The sequence below is a fragment of the Desulforhopalus sp. genome, assembly GCA_030247675.1.
In the GTDB taxonomy this organism is placed as follows: domain Bacteria; phylum Desulfobacterota; class Desulfobulbia; order Desulfobulbales; family Desulfocapsaceae; genus Desulforhopalus_A.
In genome coordinates this window covers 88,768-111,127 of record JAOTRX010000010.1, presented here as the reverse complement: position 1 = coordinate 111,127, position 22,360 = coordinate 88,768, and the positions used below count along the sequence as shown (strand labels likewise).

The window sequence follows — 22,360 nt, the reverse complement described above, 5'->3', positions numbered from 1 at the left end:
TGACTATGGGGAAGAAAATAATCAACGGCGGCGAGTACCTGCTGCGGGCAGTTGCCTGTAGCGAGGTGTTCACCCCCGAGGATTTCACCGACGAACACAAACAGATCGCCCAAACCACCGAGGACTTCGTGGCGGCCGAGATCATGCCGGTCAACGGCCGGATCGAGGCTAAGGACTTCGGCCTGGTACTCAGCAAGCTGAAGGATTGCGCCGAACTCGGGCTGATGATGATCGACGCCCCGGAGGAATACGGCGGCCTTGAGCTCGATAAGGCGACGAGCATGCTGGTCATGGAGAAGATGGCCTACGCCCTTAACTTCGGCCTGACCTATATGGCCCATACCGGCATCGGCATGCTGCCCCTGATCTACTACGGTACCGCCCGGCAGAAGGAACGCTATCTCGGCAGATTGATCAAGGCCGAGATGGTCGGTGCCTATTGCCTTACCGAGCCGGGTTCCGGCTCCGACGCCCTGGGGGCCACAACCACGGCCACCCTGTCTGCGGACGGCAGCCATTATATCCTCAACGGCACCAAGCAGTTCAGTACCAACTCCGGCTTTGCCGACCTGTTTACCATCTTTGCCAAGGTCGATAAGGTGCACTTCACCGCCTTTCTGGTGGAACGCAGCTTTGATGGTCTGGGGGTTGGTCCGGAGGAAAAGAAAATGGGCCTGCACGGCTCGTCGACCCGCCAGGTCATCCTGGAGAATGCCAAGGTGCCGGTGGAAAACGTCCTGGGTGAAATTGGCAAGGGCCATAAGATCGCCTTCAATGTCCTCAATGTCGGCCGTTTCAAGCTGGGGGCGCTGTGCGTCGGCCAGATGAAGTATGCCCTTGCCGAGGCCGCCCGCTACGCCAATGAACGCAAGCAGTTCAACACACCGATCGCAAGCTTCGGGGCCATCCGCGAGAAACTGGCCGATGTCACCGCCCTGGCCTTCGCCTCGGAGTCAGTAGTCTACCGGCTTGCGGGAATGATTGATGCCCGATTGGCAGGGATTGACCGCGCTATCGACAATTATTACGCAGAATATCAAAGAGGTATTGAGGAATACGCGGCGGAGTGTGCCCTGGCCAAGGTCTTCTGCAGCGAAGCCGCCGCCAGGAGCATTGATGAGATGCTGCAGGTGCACGGCGGTTACGGATATATTGCCGAGTACCCCATCGAGCAGCTGTACCGCGATGAACGGGTGCAGCGTATCTACGAAGGGACAAATGAGATTAACCGCTTGCTCATCCCTAGCTTGTTCATGCGCAAAGGGATCAACGGCGCAAAGCTTGATCCATCATTTGATGCCGAACCTACCGGCGAATACCTCGGGGAAAAACGCCTCCTGCAAGGGATGAAAAGGGCCTACCTGGCCCTGGCTGACAAGGCCCTGCAAATATTTGGCACCAAGGTTGCCGGCGAGCAGGAAATCTTGCTGACCTTGGCCGACGCCGCCATCCAGACCTTCGCCCTGGAAAGTGCCCTGCTGCGGGCTGAAAAAGCCGCCGTTTTGGCCGGCGGTGACAAGGTGGCACTCTATCAGGCAGTAGTCAAGGTGTGTACGTTTAGAGCAAAACAGCAGTTTGCCGATGCCGCTGAAAAATGTGCAGTCTACCTTGGTGACCAGGCATTGCTAACCACAATTACAGTTGAAATTACCTACAATTCAGGCGGTCTGCTGGCCGCCAAACGGCTACTCGCCGACGCCGTCAGTCAGGCGGAAAAATACATCTTCTAAAGATATCTCTCCTAGGTTTTCCTCAGTCGGGGCTCTCGGTTTTATTGCTGAACCGAGGCCCTCGGCTTTTCTCTCTTAGCAACCACAGACGGCGTGTGTGAGTACATCCACAACCCTATTCTGCTGTGTTTCGGTTATACCCACCCACAGAGGTAAACGAATCAAACATTCAGAATGCCGTTCAGTCACATCCAGTGTCCCATGGATCCTACCGTAACGTTTGCCGGCAGGTGATGAATGCAATGGCACATAATGGAAAACAGAGAAAATACCGCTGCACTTGAGTTCATCTAGCACCATCTGCCTGCTAATCTCGGGTGCAAGCAGTACATAATACATATGAGCATTGTGTTGGCAGCCTTCGGCCACAACGGGACGGCGAACGGCTCCTTTGGATTCGAGACGTTCAAGCAAATCATTATAGCACTGCCAGCTTGCTAGGCGCTCATTTGTGATTCGATCTGCTTCCTCGAACTGCGCCCAGAGAAAAGCAGCGATCAATTCTCCTGGCAAAAATGAAGATCCCATTTCCTGCCATGTATACTTGTCGACCTCACCCCTGAAAAACCGGCTACGATCAGTACCTTTTTCTCGTATAATCTCAGCTCGTAAGGCCATCTCAGGATTATTGACCAGTAACGCCCCGCCCTCTCCAGAGATCACATTCTTTGTCTCGTGAAAGCTGTAGGCACCAAGGTCCCCGGTACTGCCCAATGCACGCCCCTTATAACTTGCCATTACTCCTTGGGCTGCGTCTTCAACGACCCTCAAATCATGGCGCTTAGCAATTGCCATGATTTCATCCATTTCACAAGACACTCCCGCGTAATGAACAGGAACGATCACACGTGTTCGCGGTGTAATTGCATCCTCAATTAATCGCTCATCCAAATTCAGCGTATCACTGCGAATATCAACGAAGACCGGAACACCACCTCGTAACACAAATGCGTTTGCTGTGGACACAAAAGTGTAGGACGGCATGATGATCTCGTCACCTGGTTGAATATCCAGCAATAAAGCCGCCATTTCCAAGGCCCCAGTGCAAGAGTGGGTAAGCAAGGCCTTCTTGCAGCCAGTTCGTTTCTCAAGCCACTCGTGACAATTCTTGGTAAACGGACCATCGCCAGCCAATCGCCCATCGAAATGGGCCTCGGCTATGTAATACAGTTCCTTACCAGTCATGTACGGCCAATTAAATGGAATAGGTTTTTCACTCATCTTAATATCTTTATTTAATGGCCAAATTCTATTTGCAGTGTTTGCTCTGGAAAATCCACGCTTGGTAAATTCGATCCCAAGACTCTTTATAGCTTCTTTGCAACAACTATCCTTGATCCACCTATGGGGAAATTTACACCTTTTTGAATAAGGGCTAGTTCAGGACTCAATAATCTAGAAAAAAGCACATTAAGCCACAGTGAGATCTTCAATTCTGCGGAGGTATTTTCGAGTTTACCAGATACTCTTTTCTGCCAAAACCTTGAAATCATCATAACTGGAAGCAGCGTCGTTATAAAAGATGTGCTCCTGATTATTCTGAACCCTGCTTTTTCTACTTTTTTATGGATATCTGCGGCAGTATAACGTCTCACGTGAAAAGCATATTCATCTGTGGGACTCCACAGCCATTCATGCTGAGGAACGGTTAGCAACATTATGCCATTAGGTTTTAGAGCTGCATACATCTGCGTGAGAACATCTTCGTCTTCCTTAATATGTTCTAACACGTCGAATGCGCCAATAAGGTCAAATTCGTTCTCGAAAGGTATATTCCTGGCATCCATCTGCATAAATTTGGCGGAAGGCAGCCGGGCAGCGGCAAACTCCAGCCCCGCCACATAGATTTCACTGCCAGACAATTTGGCCTCAGGAAAACTTTTCGATATGCAAGTCAGGACATATCCAGTACCACATCCTATCTCAAGCAATAATTGAAACGTTGGATGATAGTGTTCAATAACCCACAATATTAATTTATTTCTATATTGGAACCAGAAATTAGCATTCTCTAGTTGAGCAAGTTCCGAAAAATAATTGGGGTTAAACCCACCTCCATCAAATGCTAAATTGGGTGCATATGCATCAAAACCGTGCACAGAAGCGTCAACAACCCCACACCGTTGACAATGGGGCATTGATGACAAATAGCGGGCATCGCAGGAGAGACAGCGTTTCATTTGCTCTCCATTATTGCTGGGTTTAGATCTATAAAGACAAAGAATTTTAATGCGATGAAGAGGAAGCCGGCAACAATGAAAATTGCTATAGCCTGAATCCATTGGTGCGAATACCCAAGATTATCCACGAAAATATATAAAAGAGCGAGGTTAATGCAATACCCTAAACAGTGGGCAACACAATAGCGCAATCCTGAACTTAGTACTCTCCCTTTATGCATAAAAGTCAGCTTCCGATTTCCAATAAATCCGACTGAAGCCCCTACTCCGTATAGAAGAGTCATGGTTAACTTGGGCGCTGCTCCAAGATAAGTGGCCATCAAATAAACAAGATACCCTAACAAATTACTAAGAACGCCGACGACTGCATAGCGGATTACCTGTCCAAATGAACGTATCATCTTTTCAGCACAGTAGTTATTCATAAATTGGTTTTTCAGGTCAACCCCATTGAGCAGTATCTATAACCGTCACTGAAAAGTTGTTACGGTTGATATGATGAGAAGATAGGAGCCTTTTGCAACATGACCGTTTTCATTGAAAATCAAGGCATATGAAAACTTTTATCTCAGGCACCTGTCTAATATTCCAAGGATATATCTGTCAGCATAACGCAAAGGTTGGTAAAAAAAGACCATTTCCAAAAAGGCTCAAGTATATTGGGAAACTTTGCCCCCTCGCATGTGAGCCGACTCTGCAATCCTTATCGTGTTCGACGCCGTCGGCCATTGCTTGTGGTACTGCCGACAGGATTATCAGTTTGTATTTTCATCTCTTTTTAATGGCAGGCATGCCCAAAACCAGTTCTAGTGAAAGTTGAGATCGGGACAATCACTCAAGTGCTATTCCTCAATTGTCAGTCATATACTCCGCAAATTCGTGCTTGATATTTCAGAACGTTCTGTGGAGGTACCAATATAAACACCACCAGGTTCTGTATCAGTAAGCAACAAGGTTCCAGCGCCAATTACGCATTTTTCTCCAATTTTTATGTGGTTACGCAACGTAGCATTCACACCCAAAAAGCACTGTTGCCCAATATCAACGCCACCCGAAACTGCCACTTGAGGCGCGATGAAGCAATGATCCCTGATTATGGAGTGGTGACCAATATGGCCACCGCTCCAGAGGGTGACATTATTGCCAATAACAACAAATGGTTGAATAATACAATTCTCAAGGATAAAGCAATTCTCGCCAATATAACCTTGATTTAGGACTGTTGCGTGGGGACTTATATAGGTCGCTATTCTAAAACCCAAGGATTTTGCTGCCAGATACTTTTCCTTGCGCACTGCATTGAGTTTTGAATACCCCAAAGCAACAAAAATCTCATAGTTCTTCGGGGAATAGTGCTTTGAGATTTCCTCAAAGGCAACGACAGGCAGGTTGCAAAAAGTCGTGTCTTTTATATAGGCAGCGTCAAGTGTAAATGCGACTACTTCGTAGTCTGTATCGGTAGTGAAATAAAAATGTGCTAGCTGCGCAACATCACCAATGCCGAAAATAATCAGGGGGGATTTCATGGCTGCTTTCTCACCAGGATTGTGAAGTCATACAAACCGTAATCATGGAGGAGTGCCACGTTTTGAGAATATCGACGTTTGCAAAAGTCAAAAAGGACACACGGGTCGGCATAATAGAGATAATCGCGCATTTTGTCTTCGTCTGAATAGGAAGTCAGGCAGTTGAACGCGAAACCAAATCGACTTGTTCTGTGAAGTAAATCCAGGGTAGTCTCAAGATAAAGTCGCCATTCGTCATTTGATCTGCCCAAACGAACATTAAAAATACCACTGGCTATACAAAAATCTGCAACTTGATCAGGTTCGCTGGAAAGTATAAAGCGTGCGTGAGGTTTGTCTTTATAACGCTGCATGGCAGCTCGAATCATACTTTCGGATACATCAATCCCGAGATAGGAAAATCTCTCGTATTTATTGGCAAGAAATTCATAGAGCGTTCCATAACCACAACCCAGATCATTTAATGAAAATTCATTAAGAGAATCAATTATTTTACAGAGTTGCTCAAAACGAAGTAGCTGACTCTCCTCACTATTCCAATCAATACCGCGCGGTGTTTCTCCATATTCCGCCAGTTTGGCATTGTAGTATTCTGCAACCTCTGTAAACAGATCACGATTGTTTTTTGGCATAAATCTGCCTTACGATGGTATAAGGACGTTGCTTCGTTTCTGAGAATATTTTCGAGAGATAAATTCCAACTACGCCTATAAATGAGATAATCATTCCACCCAGAAGCCAGATTGAAGCCATAACAGATGTCCAGCCACTTAAGGGCTTGGAAAGAAACATCCATTGCACACCCAAATATCCGATACAAAGAACTGCAATCATTGAGATCGACACGCCTACATAGAAAATACCAACCAACGGTGCATTGCTGAAAGAGGTAATTGAACTAACCATCAATGACAATTTTTTGCGCACAGTATAAGTAGTATCGCTGGTGTTGTGTTTTTTTACAACCAAAGGAAATTGATCAAAGCCTGTGATGAGCAAAAGACCAGCCATAAATACTTCTCGTTCCTTGTGACACAGCAGAGCATCAACGTATCGACGGGTCATTAATCGAGCAGTAACAATATTTTCAGGTAACGCTAATCCGGTTATGAATTTGAAGAAACGATAAAACCATTGACCACTCCAACGTTCAAACCAATTGCCCTTTCGATGATCTTGGATACCGTACACGACATCACAACCTTTTTTTTGCATCTGCTTAGCAAATTCTACCAACCATTCAGGTTCTTCCTCTAAATCGCTATCAATAAGCGCAATCAATTCCCCTTTTGCGTATGAAAGCCCAGTCATCATGGCCTTGTGATGTCCGAAATTACGGGAAAGGTCGACGACAACCATATGAAAGTCGCTTTCGGCAAGCTTCGCGGCCATTTCGAGGCTATTGTCAGGAGAGCCGTCATTCACTAGAATGATTTCGTAGTCTTCATTTGCAAGCTGCCTGGCTACAGCGCTCGCTCGTTGATAAAACTGAATGATGTAGGGGGCAGATTGATAGAGTGTTGCAACTATCGAAAGTTTCATGATCACACGTACCTCATATATCGGGGTGCTTCTTTTCCGCAACTAAATAATAAATCGAGAATAGTGACTCCATGAGTGAATTCACCCCAGAACTGGGAGTATTCGGGATAGCCCGAGTACTCGAACCAAGTCAACTTGATATTCGCGTGAGCAAACACGCCTTCATCAACGTAATTCTTTGCGGCAGGCCCCGAGACGTATTCTGACCCTCCCGCCTGTTTACACAGATCGACCAGTCGCTCTGTTTTGCCATCAATCAGAGTATAATCCCATGAATTGGTAATAATGGTCTTGATACCTAGATATTTACAGATCGCCTCAATAAAGCACCGATTCAGTTGCGAGATATAATTATATGAATTTGCGGCATATAGTGCCTCTAACCATCCAGCGACTTCTTCAAAATATGGGGCGCGACGATAATTCTGGTACAACGCTTTCCAGTGCGCCGCCGCCCAGTAATTGCCATCAATCTCGGTTTCCCGAATCTTCTGGTTGAATTTTCCTTTAACCATCACGGGAACCGTCAACCATTGTACTCCTTGCGGCGTCTTGATTTGATTACGATTGCGCCAATCACGACGAGTGTATTGCATGTCGTCGTAAAGGATAAATTCATCCACGGCAGCAATCATATCGAAGTATCCTTTCCAAGGGATATAATTCGATTGCGAAATTGCTATCTTTTTCATTTGAAATTTTTTTGAATCAGAGTTCAGCTAATTTACTCAAAGTAATCAACAATTTTATTAAGGACAGGAAAAGTCTGATGGACCAGATTTATAAGAAGGATCCTGTCTCCTTGATTGCAAAGTCGCCAGACATGGGCAAAAAGTACTCTTCATATAGCGCAAATCTACCTCAACAAGAAGCAAATCTCTTGACATCATACATTTTTGGAAACAAGAGCATAAGGTTCCAAGGTTAGGTATCACCGAAAATATTGTTTTGGTTTAGATCCGGGATATCTATCAAGTATTTCTCAAGAGTTGGTTAGTTTGTTGAGAGACCAGCATCGAAAACGGACATGCCATTGCTTGAAAAAGCAACGTTTTCCAGCGTTAAGTCCCACTTGGGTTTCTCTCCATTAGACAGCAAAAACCACCTAATTCCATTGGCTAGCATAAATTTTTGCGCATCAAGCCAGTTGTCAAACGACGAAAGCTCCTTTAATATTCTCAGACGATTAGGTACAATCTCATGGACATATCGAGGACCCCTACTTTTTATACCAGGGCGCGCGATAAAGGCCGGGACACCACTCAATGATATAATCTCAATAATTGAATTGCTTACAGTAGAATTCCCTACTGATTTGCCCCCCATTGCAAATACATCCCCATGTTTGGCATGTGTCTTAATATATTCAGCAGATTCAAATGCCCCTGGTGTTATTGGATTCATGTGGCAACTAGCAGCCCAAGGCATTGCGAGAATGTTTGGGCGTGACGGATTGGCATTCCAGTTTAATAAAATGGTTACTGAAAAAAAACATATAACGAGGGTATAATTAAACATCTCGAACTTATTTTTATTAGAAAATAAATTATTTGCCAAATTATAAGCATAGGTAATCGTGTAAACGGCTATGATTACATATAGCAAAAGGAAATGACGATGTTTGTATTCGGAATAGTCACCATTACGAGCTGCCGGTGAAAAAAGCATGAGGCCGATGAAACACACAAGCAGAAACAACGGAAGTGCGTCTATTATACTAAACCCAAATCGCTTTACACTTATCCCAAAAAACAATGGGTATAGAATAAAATAAACACCAAGTATCGCCACCAGGACAATAAAAAGTTGAACAAGAGATGTCAGAAGAGGATATTCAAAAATCGAAATTTTGGATCCGTAAAAAAGAGACCATTCCAAGGCCTTCTTCAAATAGACATGAGGATAACAAAGCTCGATCCAAAGCTTATGGAGGTTAGGAAAGCAATAAAGCGCTGCTATAATAATAAATAGCATACTAATCGAAATAATTATTAGTAGACGAATGTTTATAGAAAAACGGCGGATCAATACAAGGCTTATAACAACTGGGGCAAGCAGCATAAACATATGCACTCGTATTAATACCAAGGAGAACAACAGTAGCAGTGTAAGCCATGGCAATCTGTTGTCATTGTTATTAAAATCAATGACCATCAACGCGCACACAACCATCGAAACACCAATAGCATAGCCGGAACCTGGCGCTATAAATAAAAGCCAATAAAAATCAAACCATCCTGATTGAATAAAGACCGAGGATGCGGGGAGGCAAATGATTGCTGTTAAAGCAAGCAAACCACCAAGTCGCCCCCCTAACTCAACAGCAAATGCATAGCTCCCCAGAGCGGCGACAAGGAGGCCCAATGGCAAGAGGAGCGAGGTAGAAAGCGCCAAACCTGACATGCCAGAAACTACCTGAAATGCCGCTGGAATCATGAAGGGAGCATAGTGATAAAACCCGCGACTCTCTCCAGCGAGTTCCATATCAATACCGGTAGCAAACGGACTGCCAAAAGACGCTATTGTTGCCCCATGTATGAAATAATCGCTCCAAATTGGCAACACACCTGTGTTTAATAGCGTCGTATGGCTTGAGACGGGTACTTTAGCAAGCAAGCCGATAATTATTAAAAGAACGATTGTGATAGCCACGTCACCCCAATTATTCCGAGGACGCTCCATGACTTTTTTGAAACTAAATGCGTTTAGAATGAATAATAAAGCCGCGCTTATCGCAAATGCCGATAAGGCTGAGATGTTGAACATTGAGGTCAAAGCCACCATCGGTAATGAAATCGCAACAAATCCAGCTACAAATGCCGATGGCAACCTTGCTTTAATCGTAGTTAACTGACCAACTCTTAAAGTAAATTCTCCGGCCTTTGTCAAAACAATGCAAACCACTGTAGAAAACAAAATGAGCTCGAAAGACATTTTCCCGTTGCCAAGACACAACATTGCCAGGATAAATGTACTAATTGCCAAAATAAAAATATCTGTGGATCTTCTTTTCAGGTATGTCATTATTCATTCTTGATAGGTACATTTAGATCAACTTTGAGAATTCCAAGATCTCGTTACCATTCTTTGGAATTTCGCGCAATTGTCATTTTTTTGACCTCATGAGGATATCTGTTATTCTTGAACAGATGTGGCCCCGATCATTTCTCTTATAGAAGTTGCCAAACGAAGCCCTTTTCGGGTAATCCTCAAAATGAACATGGGACGCTACAGCCCACAAGGTTTTTCGCCCTTCTTCTATTACCGACAAAGCAAACGGCTTCGAACTACCGAATACAATACAGAGATTATGCCACCTACTAAAACAGCTGCAGAAAGCATGAAAAAAAAGCGGGTTTCCTCCGGAATAGCAGAACTCGACAGGCTCCTAGGTGATCTTTATATCGGCGACAATGTTCTCTGGTACGAAGATGCCGGTAGCTTTTCCGCGGTCTTCTGCTTGCATTTCATCAAGGAGTCCCTGGCACGCAAAAAGCCCCTGATCTACGTAACCTTCGATCGTTCTCCAAAAAACGTCGTCTCCTTTCTCGGGCCGCTTGCCGAAAGCCAGAATCTCACCATCCTCGACTGCTTCACCAACGGTAAGGGCGACCGGTCGGAGGTCTTCAATAAGTTTTATGAAAAAGATGGGGCACTCTGGCCCTATCAGGTTATCAAGGTCAACGATCCGACCAATCCGACCTTTGTTGGTGAGGCTATGTATGGCTTGCATAGCAATATGGCGGGCGATGTCCACTTTATCATCGATAGCCTAACCGGTATGCAGACCCTGTGGGGCAGCGAGGAACAGGTTGTGCAATTTTATGCCAAGACCTGTCCCCGCCTCTATGAACTGGAAACGATTGCCTACTGGCTCATCGAAAAAGGCGCCCATTCCAACCGTTTGAAGGCAAATATCAATAAGATTGCCCAGGTAGCCATTGACCTCTCGGTGCGGCGTGGCAAATCCACCCTGAAGATTCTCAAGGCTGAAAAACGCAATTCGAAATTTCTCAACGAGCAGCATGAATATATCTGCGAGGACTCAGACATTGTTTTTGAGAGCCAACGCCAGGTTAAGGGCAAATTTGACCTCGGGGCGAAAATCAAGAGCATCCGCCTGATGCGCGGCCTGTCGCAGAAGCATCTTGCCGACCTCACCGGGGTTACGCCGAGTACCATTTCCCAGGTGGAAAAAAATCTTATCTATCCTTCTCTGCCGGCGCTGTTCCGCATAGCCGAAAGTCTGACCATTGAGGTTTCGGCATTCTTCAAGGACCATGGTCTCGAAAAAAATCTCTTTGTTTATCCGGCAGATCAGCGATCAACGGCAGCCCTGGAAAAATTCTCGAAAGATGATGCCGAGGCACTTTGGCTGCTGCCACCCGATATCGACAGCCGGATCGAGGCAGTCGTCATCAAAATCAATCCCGGTAAAAAACTGACGGGTCACTTTTTCGCCCACAAGGGCGAGGAATTAGGGTATTTGCTCAGCGGTCGGCTGGAGATGGTTATCGACAACCACATCCATCAGGTCAATGCAGGGGATACGGTGTTCCTGCAAAAAAACATACCGGGCCAGTGGCGCAATGTTTCGGAAGGTGTCGCGGAACTTCTCTGGTTTAAAGTACAGGGGTAAATAAAGATAGGTTTTGACCCGGCTACCGGTTCGGAATCTGCCAAACCGGTAGTCGGTGTTTATTGAAGAAATCTATTGCCGCAAGAGTGGGTTTACAAATTTCTTGCGGCAATACCTAACAGCTAGCCAAGAAGGATGTTCTTGGCGCTTTCGTTTTTAGCATCGGTTATGTAGGTGATCCCGGTTTCCTGAGCGGTTTCCCGGTTGGCCGCATAAATGTCGTTGCGGGTAATCTGGGAGACGTTAAACTTCCTTGCACCGGCAAGCAGCTGCTGTACGCCGCAGGCAAGCTTGTCAGCCATGGTCCACATGGCAATGGCCCCATAGGGGATCTTCTTCATCTCTTCCTTGCCGATCTTCTTCTGTACATCGAAATAGGATGCAAAAATATCTTCAGGAGTATGGCCAATATCGGTGACCGACTTCGGCAGAGAGTCCCAGTTGCCGTGAATCGCTGCCCTGCGCTCCGGATTGAGAGCACCCTCGATGTTGGTGCCGAGGAAGCCCGGAATCATAATTCCCCGACCCATACAAATCATCTTGGCATAGGGTGCGCCTAGGGCCAGACCTTTGAAAATACTGTCTTCCAAGGCAAAACCGCCGGCAAAGGACAGATCGACTACCCTTTTGCCCTGGGCGGCCAGGATGCTGGCATACTCGTAAGCCTTGGCATGCAGGTTTATGGAGGGGACGCCCCAACTCTGCATCATGTTCCAGGGGCTCATACCCGTTCCACCACCGGAACCGTCGATGGTCAGCAGGTCGAGGCCCGCCTCGGAGGCGAACTTGATGGCCATGGCCAGTTCTTCCATGCCGTAGGAACCGGTCTTCAAGGAAATGCGATCAAATCCAAGACTGCGCAGGTAATCAACTGACTTCATGAAGTCTTCTTTCACCAGGGCAACGGTGTCGAGGTTGGTACCGCCAAGACGGCTATGCCGCGCAAAGGACTTGATGGCGCCTTTGGCAAAAGCCTCCTGTACCTCCGGTAAGGCCGGATTGGGATCAACAACATAGCCACGCTCTTTCAGGAAGAGGGCGTAGTCAAGACTGGTGACCTGGATTTCGCCGCCGATATTCTTGGCGCCCTGCCCCCACTTCAATTCGATTATGCACTTATTGCCATATTTTTCGGCAACATACTCGGCTACACCATTGCGGGTGTCCTCGACGTTCATCTGGACAATGATCGCCCCATAGCCATCAAAGTAGCGGAGATAGATATCGATGCGCCGGTCAAGTTCCGGTGATTTTCTGATCCGGCCACCGGTGATAGTCGACTCTTTGTCAACGCCGACAACGTTTTCACCGATAACAATTGGGATACCGGTGAGGGCGCAACCAACGGCAAAGGAATCCCAGTATTTGGCAGCGATAAAGGTCGAGCCCAAGGCGCCGGTCATCAGAGGCAGACGGGACTTGGTCTTGATTTTGCCGCCGAACTCGGTGGTGAGATCAACATTGGGAAAGATACAATCGTCGGGATTATGGGTAAGACCCTCGCCAAGACCAATTGAACCATAGGCATAGCCCTGGATGCGTAAGGAATTGTAGGAAATACCGATGTGGGTGGTGTTATTGGCACCCGCTGTTACCATGCCAAAATCGCGGGGATAAAGGAGTTTTCTTCCCACCAGACTGGATTTCCAAGTCTCACATTTGCCGGCACAATCGGCACGGCACAAGGTACAAAGTCCTGATTCGGCAGCATTCCCTCGGTTGGCAGTTCCTAAAACGTCGTTAATCTTGTCAAAACGCATGAATAACCTCCATAATTCCAGAAGAGTTGTCTTTGGACAGTGCTTAATCCGCTCAGGCCTACCCATAAGCAAAAAAAAAGCATCTGCCCCATGAAGAGGAAACAGACGCCTTTGTCTTGAAATCTGAAAACCACACCCCGTTGTGTAGTCCGCAGGTATTTATTAGTGAATTTTTTAGCGCTACTTAATATTTAAGTCAAGAAAAAAGAAATAAAGGAGTGAGGAAAACACGCCGGTAGAGCACAACTAGAAAACCGCCCAGCAGCTCTTAAAGCTCATCCGACAGCACAAGGGCTTCAGCTATATCGAGCATCGATTTGCGGGTATCCATGCTCCGTTTGCGAATCCATCTATAGGCCTCTTCCCCATTCAAATTCCGGCGGTGCATGAGGATCTCCTTGGCCTTTTCTATGATTTTTCGCGACTTCAGTTCCTGCTCAATAACCCTGGTTTTAATAATGAGTTCGGTGTTATGAATTGCCACCGCAGCCTGACTGGCTACAGCGGTCAGCATATTGATATCGGTCTCCGAAAACTCATGCGGTGTTTTGGTGAAACAGTTGAGAACACCGATCACCTTGCCCTCCTTTCCCTGAAGAGGGACGCCAACCATCGAAACAAGACCAAGCTTACGGGCCATCTCTTTCTCTTTAAACCGTTCGTTTTCGAGGACATTACCTATCAACAATGGCTGCTGTGTTGAAAGCACATAGCCGACCACCCCTTCGTGCAGCTTAAGCGCACGATCTTTCATATAAACGGGATCAAGTGATTGGGTAGCTTTTAATCTCACCAATGGCGGATTTTCATTATCATCAATCAACCATAACGAACAGATCTCCACTCCGGTGACCTTTGCCGTCACCATAACGATTAGCTTAAAGAGATCTTCCAGAAATAGGTCAGAGGTAATGGCCTGACCTATATCCATCAACGCTTTGATATAGTGATCATATGTTTGTTGATTTGACTTTTCCATTATGAACTTATCGGCGAAAATTAAGAAAGGATACAACGGCCGCAGCCGTGGATCGCTGAAGCGAACCCCGGCTGTCACGCTACCATAAAGTGAGCGCAGGAAACGGCTTTTTCTAAAAAATTCGGCCGATTAGGTTATGCGGCGGAAGTGTTTATGCGTGGGGTCGCTGTCGCTCAAACCACTGCAAGCCTTCCCTGGTGATGAGATTATACTGCAGATCGGGATCGGTTTCAATCACTCCCATTCCTTCCATGCTCTTCAACACGGTCTGCAATTCCAGCAGATTCATATTGAGCTGGCCAGCGATGGTACTTGAAGGAACCAACTGTGGTTGGATTTCCTTCAAGTTGTTCATCAAGATACTAAGGACCTCAAGTTTGCGCTTGTTCATAGACATAAGCATCTCTCTATTGGTTCTGTGTTAAGTAACCTCCACCTTCTCTTTCTATTCATGTAAAATATCTTGGCTCATTGCGCAAAGAAAAAATGCTTATAAATTAATTTATACTTTGAATATTCAGCCTCACTTAATTTACAACAGATGCCCATCATCAATTATCTTGTTTGATATCTGCATATTATATTCTTTTACCGGAAGGGAACACGCTTCGTTTGAGTAGGCAAGCTGATCAACTCACCTTTATATCCGCAGGAAGATCCCTCCTTGGATTGACAAGGTATGACAAGACTCGACCGTTCATTGCCGGCAGGTCATTGTGCCATCCGAGGAGTTGTCAAAAATCGCTCAACACTTTATAAAACAGCTAGGAATGACAGGGCCACCAATATCCTTTCGGGAAATAAATTGACAGATTTGCGGTTTCCCGGTAATTCCTAACCCCGACATAAATGGGAATACACATCCCTTGCCCCAGCGGTTGTTTTCCACCGTATTTTTGATCAGTTGCCGCATTCTCCCCTTTTACATAAAGAGCGTTCATCATGAGTGAAGAAAATCAGACCCTCGTCCAACGGAAAGAAAAAGCCGATTCCCTCGCAGAGCTTGGTGTCAGCTTATATATAAACAGCTTCAAGCCGGCCAATACCGCCGCTGAACTCCTGCCCAAAGGGGCCGGCCTTGAGCCCCAGATGGCCGAACCCGGCGGGGCTGTGTATTCCGTCGCCGGCCGGGTCATGGCGATGCGCAAATTCGGCAAGGCGGCTTTCTGCACCGTCGCCGACGGCAGCGGCCAGATCCAGGTCTATGTCAAACTGGATATTCTTGGAGATGAGATCTTCGAGACCTTCAAGAAATGGGATATCGGCGACATCGTCGGGGTTGAGGGCACCTTGTTTAAAACAAAGGTGGGGGAACTGTCGATTCAGGCTGCCAAGATCTGTATGATCTCCAAATCCCTGCGCCCATTACCGGACAAATGGCATGGTCTCAGCGATGTCGAAACCCGCTACCGCCAGCGCTATGTTGATCTCATCGTCACCCCCGAGACCAGAGAAACGTTCAAAAAGCGGGTCGAAATCATTCGCCTGGTCCGGGAGCATCTCAACGCCCGCAGCTTTATGGAGGTCGAGACACCGATGATGCAGCCGATCCCGGGCGGGGCGACTGCCAAACCGTTCAAGACCCACCACAACGCCCTGAGCATGGATCTTTTCCTGCGCATCGCTCCGGAGCTGTACCTGAAGCGACTCCTGGTCGGCGGTTTTGAACGGGTTTTTGAGATTAATCGCAACTTCCGCAACGAGGGGCTTTCCACCCGGCATAACCCAGAATTCACCATGCTAGAATTCTATCAGGCCTATGCCACCTACGAAGATCTCATTACCCTTACTGAAGAGATGATTTCCGGTATCTGCCAAAAAGTAAACGGCACCATGCGCATCACCTACCAGGGAACAGAGGTCGACCTGACACCGCCCTGGACAAAGTTGACCATGGACCAAGCATTGACTGAGGTGGCCGGTATCAGCCCGGAGATTCTCGCCGACGAGGCCAAGGTGCTGGCCCTTGCCAAAGAGAAGGGCATCAAGCTCGATGACACTGCCGGACCCGGCAAGGCAAAGACCGAACTCTTTGAATTGCTGGTTGAGGAAAAGCTTATCAACCCAACTTTTATCACCTCCTACCCGACCGAGGTTTCACCCCTGGCGCGGCGCAACGACCTGGACCCCTCGGTCACCGACCGCTTTGAGCTGTTTATCACCGGCCGTGAGCTGGCCAATGGCTTTAGCGAACTCAACGACCCCAGGGATCAGCTGAGCCGCTTTGAGAAACAGATCGCCGACCGTGGCGACGATGATGAAATCCACCCCGAGCTCGACGCCGACTATATCCGCGCCCTGGAATACGGCATGCCCTCAGCGGCAGGCGAAGGCATCGGCATTGACCGCCTGGTAATGCTTCTCACTGATGCACCGTCCATCCGCGATGTCATTCTCTTTCCCCACCTCAAGCCCGAGGCTGGGCTGCAGACGGACAAAGAAGAAGGCGTCGAAAACTAGGCAACAGGAAAAACTTGATGATATTCGAATGGTTTATTGGCCTGCGCTATCTCCGGGCCAAACATCGGCATGGCTTTATCTCTTTGATCTCGCTGATCTCGGTTGCTGGGATCACCGTCGGGGTCATCGCCCTCATCGTTGTGCTGGCGGTATTTTCCGGCTTCACCGACGGCCTGCGCGACCAAATCCTGGGTGTCAACTCCCATATCATCGTCCAGCGCATGGGCGGGACGATCCAGGAATACGAACTGACCCGGGAACGCATCCGCACGGTCAGTGAGGTCACCGGCTCTACCCCTTACCTGTTCTCCCAAACCCTATTGAGCAGCGCCAGCAGCGGCACCGGCGTAGTACTACGCGGCATTGAACCGTCCACCGCCAAAAGTGTCATCAGCCTTCCCAATCAGATGACCGAAGGGTCAATCGACGACCTCATCTCCGATCCAGCCACCGGCATCCCCAATGTTATCCTTGGTAAAAATCTCGCCCAGGATCTGCGGGTGCGGGTCGGTGACCGGGTGAAACTGATATCGCCATCCGGCCCGCTCACCCCCATGGGCGTCATCCCGAAGATCAAGACCTGTCGGATATCCGGCATCTTCGAAACCGGCATGTTCGAATACGACTCCACCCTGGCCTATATGTCGATTGGCGACGTGCAGAGCTTTCTCGGCATCGGCGATGTCGTCCACGGCATTGAGGTGGCGGTGAAGAAATCGGAGCTGAACAATGCCGGTAAAATCGCCACCCGGATCGCCGAAAAGATCGGTCCGGGCTATATCGCCAAGGACTGGATGATGATGAACCGCAACCTCTATGCCGCCTTCAAGTTGGAGAAGATCGGCATGTTCATCGCCATGGCGATGATCATCCTCGTGGCCGCTTTGAATATCATCAGCGCCCTGGTCATGGTTGTCATGGAAAAGAGTAAGGATATTGCCATTCTCAAGTCGATGGGAGCAACCTCGCAGGCAATCATGCGGATCTTTTTCCTGCAGGGCATGGTCATCGCCGTGGCCGGCACGACCCTCGGAGTCGCCGGCGGTCTAGGTTTATGCGAACTGTTATCCCGCTACAAATTCATCGAGCTGCCGTCCAACGTCTACCCGATGACCACCCTGCCCATCAAGGTGCTGCCGCTCGATGTCACTATTATTGCCGTCAGTTCCATTGTGATCACCTTGCTGGCGACCCTCTATCCCTCTTGGAAGGCCTCCGCCGTCCAGCCTGCCGAGGTGCTCTCCTGATGGCTCTTTTTTCCGCGCATAATATCACCAAAATCTATGGCACCGGGGCCACCGCCCTGACAGTCCTCAACGGGGTATCGCTTTCCATCGAAGCGGGCGAAATGACCGGGGTCATCGGTGCCTCAGGCTCGGGCAAAACCACCCTCCTGCAGATTCTCGGCACCCTTGACCTGCCGAGCGGCGGCGAACTGTTTTACCGGGACCAGCCACTTCTCGCTAAATCCCCGAAAGAACAAGCCCAATTTCGTAATACCAAAATCGGCTTTATCTTTCAGTTCCACCACCTCCTCCCCGATTTTACTGCCCTGGAAAATGTCATGATCCCCGGGCTCATCGCTGGAAGAAGCAAAAAGGAGATGGCCGGGCAGGCCATGGAACTCCTTGAACAGGTTGAACTCAGTCATCGCATCCACCACAAGGTCCTCGAATTGTCCGGCGGCGAGCAGCAGCGGGCGGCGCTGGCTCGGGCCCTAGTCATGCAACCTGAGCTGCTACTTGCCGACGAACCCACCGGCAACCTCGATTCAAGGGCCGGCAACCTGGTGTTCGATCTCCTCCACAACCTTTGCCGAGAGCGTAAACTGAGTACTATCATGGTCACCCACAATACCAGCCTGGCGGAGCGGATGGATCACTGTTTCACCCTGCGGGACGGGGTATTGGAGAACACCCGTTGACCAGGGTGACAGCATCCCGTAAACCGTTTCCATATAAAAATTCACCAAGCGCTCCAACTGCAGAAAATTCCTTCGAATCACCGCGCCGATCATGTATGATTTTGCTACATGACCTGTTTCTCAAGCAACCCGGTGGTTCGAGATGCAAACGACCTTCACCAGATCCCTCCTCCGCCCGACCCCCTTCAAGGCCGGACTGGTCTCCATTATCGCCTGCTGCCTGCTGTGGTATTCCTTTGGCTACGAGAAGCCGGCTTTCTTCTCGGCCATTGACGCGAGGATCGTCGATGCGATGTTTCGGGTGCGTGGCCCCCAACCGACTTCCGGCGCGGTGATCATCGTCGATATCGATGAGCCAAGCCTTAAGGAACACGGCCAATGGCCATGGCCGAGGGATATTGTCGCTGACCTCACCCAAAAAATCTACGGAGCAGGGGCGCTGGTCCTTGGCTTCGACATCCTCTTTGCCGAAAAGGACCGAACCTCACCCACCGCTCTCCTCTCGCAATACCGCGACATTCTCAGCGGTTGCGACAATCTCGATGCCATCTTCAAGAATGCTGCAGAAAAACAGGAACTGGACCATGACCGGCTGCTTGGCAACGCCATCTCCTCTGGACCAGGGGTTCTTGGTTATATGTTCCTCTTTCGGCAAGATGGCCTGAAGACCAGTGGACGCAGCCCTTTCCCATCGCTTAATGTCAGTATCGCCGGCGAGGGAGGCAGCGAATTCTCCGACCTGAAGCTCCTCCGCGCCTATCGACCCCTCCTGAATATTCCCGAAATAGCCACCGCCTCCTCGGAGGGTTTTTTCAACGTCTTTCCGGACCAAAGTGGCACAGTACGCAAGGTGGCGCTCTTTCTCATGCAGGACGATATTCCCTACCCATCTCTTGCCTTCGAGATGTTCCGGATCGGCAGAGGAAAGCATGAGGCCCGGCTGCATCTCAGCAATATCGGCGACACGCAGCAAAAGGCGCTTTTTGGTGTTTCGCTCGGCGATGAATTTATCAGAACCGACGACCTTGGACATTTGACGATCAATTTTCGTGGCCCTTTTAACACCTTCCCCTATCTTTCCGCCGCGGATGTCATGCGGGGGATAGGCACGGAAGCCCTCCGGGGTAAGCATGTCCTTATCGGCTCCTCGGCGTCAGGTGTCATGGACCTTATCGCCACTCCGTTTTCCTCACGGGTTCCTGGAGTCGAGGTACATGCCAATGTCATTGACAATCTGGTCAAGGGCGACGAGATGATCTGGGAAAATTATACGGAAATTGGTCTGACCTATTTCATCATCATCGTCGCCGGGCTGTTGTTGGCAATCTCTTTGGTTTCTTTGGGCCCCTTCCTTGGTTATTCCGCCGGATTGGTCATTCTTGCGGCAATTGTCATCGGCAACTACCAGTTCCTGTTTCAGAAGCACCAGCTTCTTGGCATCTCCTATATTCTTGCCTCGTTGCTCGCCGTTTTCATGACTGTAACCCTGTTTAATTATTTTTTTGAAGGGAAAAGGCGGCTTTTCATCAGACGGGCCTTTTCCCATTACGTCTCTCCATCGATCGTCAACGAACTCTTGCTCAATCCCGACAAGCTCAACCTTTCGGTTGAAAGCAGGGAAGTAACTATCATGTTTTGCGACATCAGAAATTTCACAAGCCTTTCAGAAATCACTTCCGCTGCCGAGATCGGTCAATTCCTCAACCGCTTCTTTTCCCTCATGACCGATATCATCATTAACAATAACGGCATGGTCGATAAATATATCGGAGATGCGATCATGGCCATTTGGGGGAGCCCGCTTGACGACCCGCAACATGCCGCCAATGCCGTTCGGGCGGCACTGGAAATGATTGAGGCGATCGAACGGCCCGAGTCCCTGTTGCAGCTTTCCGGAAGGACAATTGAAATAGGTATCGGTATCAACACCGGCAACGTCAGCGCCGGTAATTTCGGCAGCAGCAAACGCTTTGACTATACGGTGCTCGGGGACAACGTCAATCTCGCCTCGCGAATTGAGGGCTTGACCAAATATTATAAAAACAAGATTCTCATTTCCGAGTTCACCACCAAAGACCTCCCGCAGGACATCCGCTGCCGATTCATCGATACGGTCATGGTCAAGGGCCGCAACAAGGCGGTCGACCTCTTCGAGCCGCTGCCACCGGACAGCGCATCAGGCAGCAAAGAGGAAGAAGAGCGCTATCAGGCAGCGCTGGCCAGTTACCAATCGTGGCAATTTGCCAGGGCCCTGGCCCTTTTCAGCAGCCTTTGCGAACAAAGACAGGATTGGATTTATGAAATGTACCGGGAACGCTGCCGCAATTTCCTCGTCAACCCGCCACCCGCCGACTGGCAAGGGATTCAGAACCACAACTGAGGGAGGACTCGATTATCACATACAACCCACCTACCGGCCAACAATGTCTGTCAGGTTGATAATATAATTGGCCGCATCTATTCAACATTGACAGAACCCATGATCGCGGTGTTGTGGGTACCGGAAGCGACGTTTGCCGAACTTTTAATCTTCGATTGGTTGACGACGGTCCCTTGCACTTCGGACTCTTTAATCCGGATGGAACCCATCTGGGCATTATTGTCTTTCCCTATGGCCACATTAACGGAGTCGGAGATAGTCGCCTGGTTGACGATAACCGCATTCGGACCAATGGCTGATCCACCGGTCGTCGACCCGAAGGTGGAGCCTTTTTCAATCGGATAGATCTCTGCCGCATTAAATTGGCGAGCGGCTGCGGGCGCGGTCATGGAATCGTTCACCGTCGTGCCCATGCCCGGCACCAGAAGCGCCACCGAGCCCCTGGCGTTGGAAACGTCGATGCCTTTGCCGTTGAGCAAAAACACCTCGAGTTTCCTTCCGCTCACCCTGCCGGCATACCCAGACCCCCGAATACCGATGGATGCCGCCGGAGTCTTGGCGATAAAGGCCTCCGGATTGGACTTGGTTATCTTGCCGCCAATGATCCGGAACAGACCTTCGGTAACGGTAACGTTAAATTTACCTTTCTTCCTTTCCTGCGACCAGCTGTAATCGGTTAATTTGAGGCGACTCTTCTCGCCGAGACTGACGACGGTATTGTCCTGGAAAACGATCTGCACCCGGCCTTTTTCTTCGGTGACTATAAAATCCTCGGTCGCCACCTGGTCTTTCACCTTGAGCAGCCTGGTGACCCCATCGCCATTGACTGCATACACCTCACCCTGCAAAGCCGAGACATACCCGGCGGTTGATTTTTGCCCACCATAAGCGTAGTCGCAGCACGCCAGCACCATACTGAGCAACAGCAGGCATTTTGTGAACATTTCTTCACCCCTTTTCAGTCGTATTCCCTGGCCCCGGCAAACAGGTAAAGGGCTTTATCCCTCTCGGGGGGTACAAGTGCCTTGTATCGATCATTTTCCTGGTGAGATGAACGGAGATACCCAGCATGGCATTAATAAATTTTCTCACAATGTAAATTCTATGTGGAAAAATCTCCGGTATCAAGAAAATACTGGCCACCGACATTTCTCTTAACTTTTTTTCGCTTTTTGCTATACAATCTCAGCTGCTCTCTTGTCCCTCCCCTGCTCTTTGGTAAATAGAGCCCTAAAGATCA

At 48.8% G+C, this 22,360-nt stretch carries 18 protein-coding genes; 6 read left to right on the top strand and 12 right to left on the bottom strand.

The features are described 5' to 3' along the window. Positions 1-5: 5 nt before the first annotated feature. On the top strand, positions 6-1,730 hold the full coding sequence (locus OEL83_18770; GenBank protein MDK9709091.1) for an acyl-CoA dehydrogenase family protein: 1,725 nt from the start codon (positions 6-8) through the stop codon (positions 1,728-1,730). 75 nt (positions 1,731-1,805) lie between these two features. On the opposite strand, the gene rffA is transcribed toward OEL83_18770, so the two are convergent. From rffA to OEL83_18730, 8 genes are all read right to left on the bottom strand, one after another. After that, a complete protein-coding gene (gene rffA / locus OEL83_18765; GenBank protein ID MDK9709090.1) occupies positions 1,806-2,951 on the bottom strand; it encodes a dTDP-4-amino-4,6-dideoxygalactose transaminase in 1,146 nt (381 codons plus the stop codon). 86 nt (positions 2,952-3,037) lie between these two features. Next, positions 3,038-3,910, bottom strand: a complete 873-nt coding sequence (locus OEL83_18760) for a class I SAM-dependent methyltransferase (GenBank protein ID MDK9709089.1) — start codon at positions 3,908-3,910, stop codon at positions 3,038-3,040. After that, positions 3,907-4,335 carry a GtrA family protein gene (locus tag OEL83_18755; protein ID MDK9709088.1) on the bottom strand — a complete coding sequence of 143 codons (429 nt, stop codon included), beginning with the start codon at positions 4,333-4,335 and terminating at the stop codon, positions 3,907-3,909. The genes OEL83_18760 and OEL83_18755 overlap by 4 nt, the downstream gene beginning before the upstream one ends. 435 nt (positions 4,336-4,770) lie before the next feature. Further along, positions 4,771-5,436, bottom strand: a complete 666-nt coding sequence (locus OEL83_18750) for an acetyltransferase (GenBank protein ID MDK9709087.1) — start codon at positions 5,434-5,436, stop codon at positions 4,771-4,773. Further along, positions 5,433-6,068, bottom strand: a complete 636-nt coding sequence (locus OEL83_18745; GenBank protein ID MDK9709086.1) for a class I SAM-dependent methyltransferase — start codon at positions 6,066-6,068, stop codon at positions 5,433-5,435. The genes OEL83_18750 and OEL83_18745 overlap by 4 nt, the downstream gene beginning before the upstream one ends. After that, positions 6,049-6,978, bottom strand: a complete 930-nt coding sequence (locus tag OEL83_18740; protein ID MDK9709085.1) for a glycosyltransferase family 2 protein — start codon at positions 6,976-6,978, stop codon at positions 6,049-6,051. Before OEL83_18740 ends, OEL83_18745 begins: the two co-directional genes overlap by 20 nt. A 2-nt stretch (positions 6,979-6,980) precedes the next feature. Continuing rightward, a complete protein-coding gene (locus OEL83_18735; GenBank protein MDK9709084.1) occupies positions 6,981-7,670 on the bottom strand; it encodes a WbqC family protein in 690 nt (229 codons plus the stop codon). 301 nt (positions 7,671-7,971) lie between these two features. Next, the gene (locus OEL83_18730) at positions 7,972-10,002 is read right to left on the bottom strand and encodes a hypothetical protein (protein ID MDK9709083.1); all 2,031 of its coding nucleotides are present in this window, start codon (positions 10,000-10,002) and stop codon (positions 7,972-7,974) included. Between the two features lie 316 nt (positions 10,003-10,318). Here OEL83_18730 and OEL83_18725 point away from each other — a divergent pair, with 316 nt between their 5' ends. Beyond that, the gene (locus tag OEL83_18725; GenBank protein MDK9709082.1) at positions 10,319-11,617 is read left to right on the top strand and encodes a helix-turn-helix domain-containing protein; all 1,299 of its coding nucleotides are present in this window, start codon (positions 10,319-10,321) and stop codon (positions 11,615-11,617) included. A 122-nt stretch (positions 11,618-11,739) separates the two neighbouring features. Here the strand turns inward: OEL83_18725 and OEL83_18720 are convergent, their stop codons facing one another. The 3 genes from OEL83_18720 to OEL83_18710 all read right to left on the bottom strand — a co-directional run bounded on the left by OEL83_18720 (position 11,740) and on the right by OEL83_18710 (position 14,747). Further along, on the bottom strand, positions 11,740-13,377 hold the full coding sequence (locus tag OEL83_18720) for a glutamate synthase-related protein (GenBank protein ID MDK9709081.1): 1,638 nt from the start codon (positions 13,375-13,377) through the stop codon (positions 11,740-11,742). A 268-nt stretch (positions 13,378-13,645) separates the two neighbouring features. Next, entirely contained in the window at positions 13,646-14,356 is a 711-nt protein-coding gene (locus OEL83_18715) for a GAF and ANTAR domain-containing protein (GenBank protein MDK9709080.1), read from the bottom strand. Positions 14,357-14,507: 151 nt separating this feature from the next. Then, positions 14,508-14,747: a hypothetical protein gene (locus OEL83_18710; GenBank protein MDK9709079.1), complete on the bottom strand. Its 240-nt coding sequence runs from the start codon at positions 14,745-14,747 to the stop codon at positions 14,508-14,510. Positions 14,748-15,298: 551 nt separating this feature from the next. Here OEL83_18710 and lysS point away from each other — a divergent pair. From lysS to OEL83_18690, 4 genes are all read left to right on the top strand, one after another. Continuing rightward, on the top strand, positions 15,299-16,816 hold the full coding sequence (lysS, locus tag OEL83_18705) for a lysine--tRNA ligase (GenBank protein ID MDK9709078.1): 1,518 nt from the start codon (positions 15,299-15,301) through the stop codon (positions 16,814-16,816). Between the two features lie 17 nt (positions 16,817-16,833). Further along, positions 16,834-18,063 carry a lipoprotein-releasing ABC transporter permease subunit gene (locus tag OEL83_18700; protein MDK9709077.1) on the top strand — a complete coding sequence of 410 codons (1,230 nt, stop codon included), beginning with the start codon at positions 16,834-16,836 and terminating at the stop codon, positions 18,061-18,063. Next, positions 18,063-18,740, top strand: a complete 678-nt coding sequence (locus OEL83_18695) for an ABC transporter ATP-binding protein (protein ID MDK9709076.1) — start codon at positions 18,063-18,065, stop codon at positions 18,738-18,740. The genes OEL83_18700 and OEL83_18695 overlap by 1 nt, the downstream gene beginning before the upstream one ends. 142 nt (positions 18,741-18,882) lie before the next feature. After that, positions 18,883-21,120 (top strand): adenylate/guanylate cyclase domain-containing protein, encoded by a 2,238-nt coding sequence (locus OEL83_18690; GenBank protein ID MDK9709075.1) that lies wholly within the window; start codon positions 18,883-18,885, stop codon positions 21,118-21,120. 77 nt (positions 21,121-21,197) lie between these two features. On the opposite strand, the gene OEL83_18685 is transcribed toward OEL83_18690, so the two are convergent. Continuing rightward, positions 21,198-22,064, bottom strand: a complete 867-nt coding sequence (locus OEL83_18685) for a FecR family protein (GenBank protein MDK9709074.1) — start codon at positions 22,062-22,064, stop codon at positions 21,198-21,200. Between the last annotated feature and the right edge of the window lie 296 nt (positions 22,065-22,360).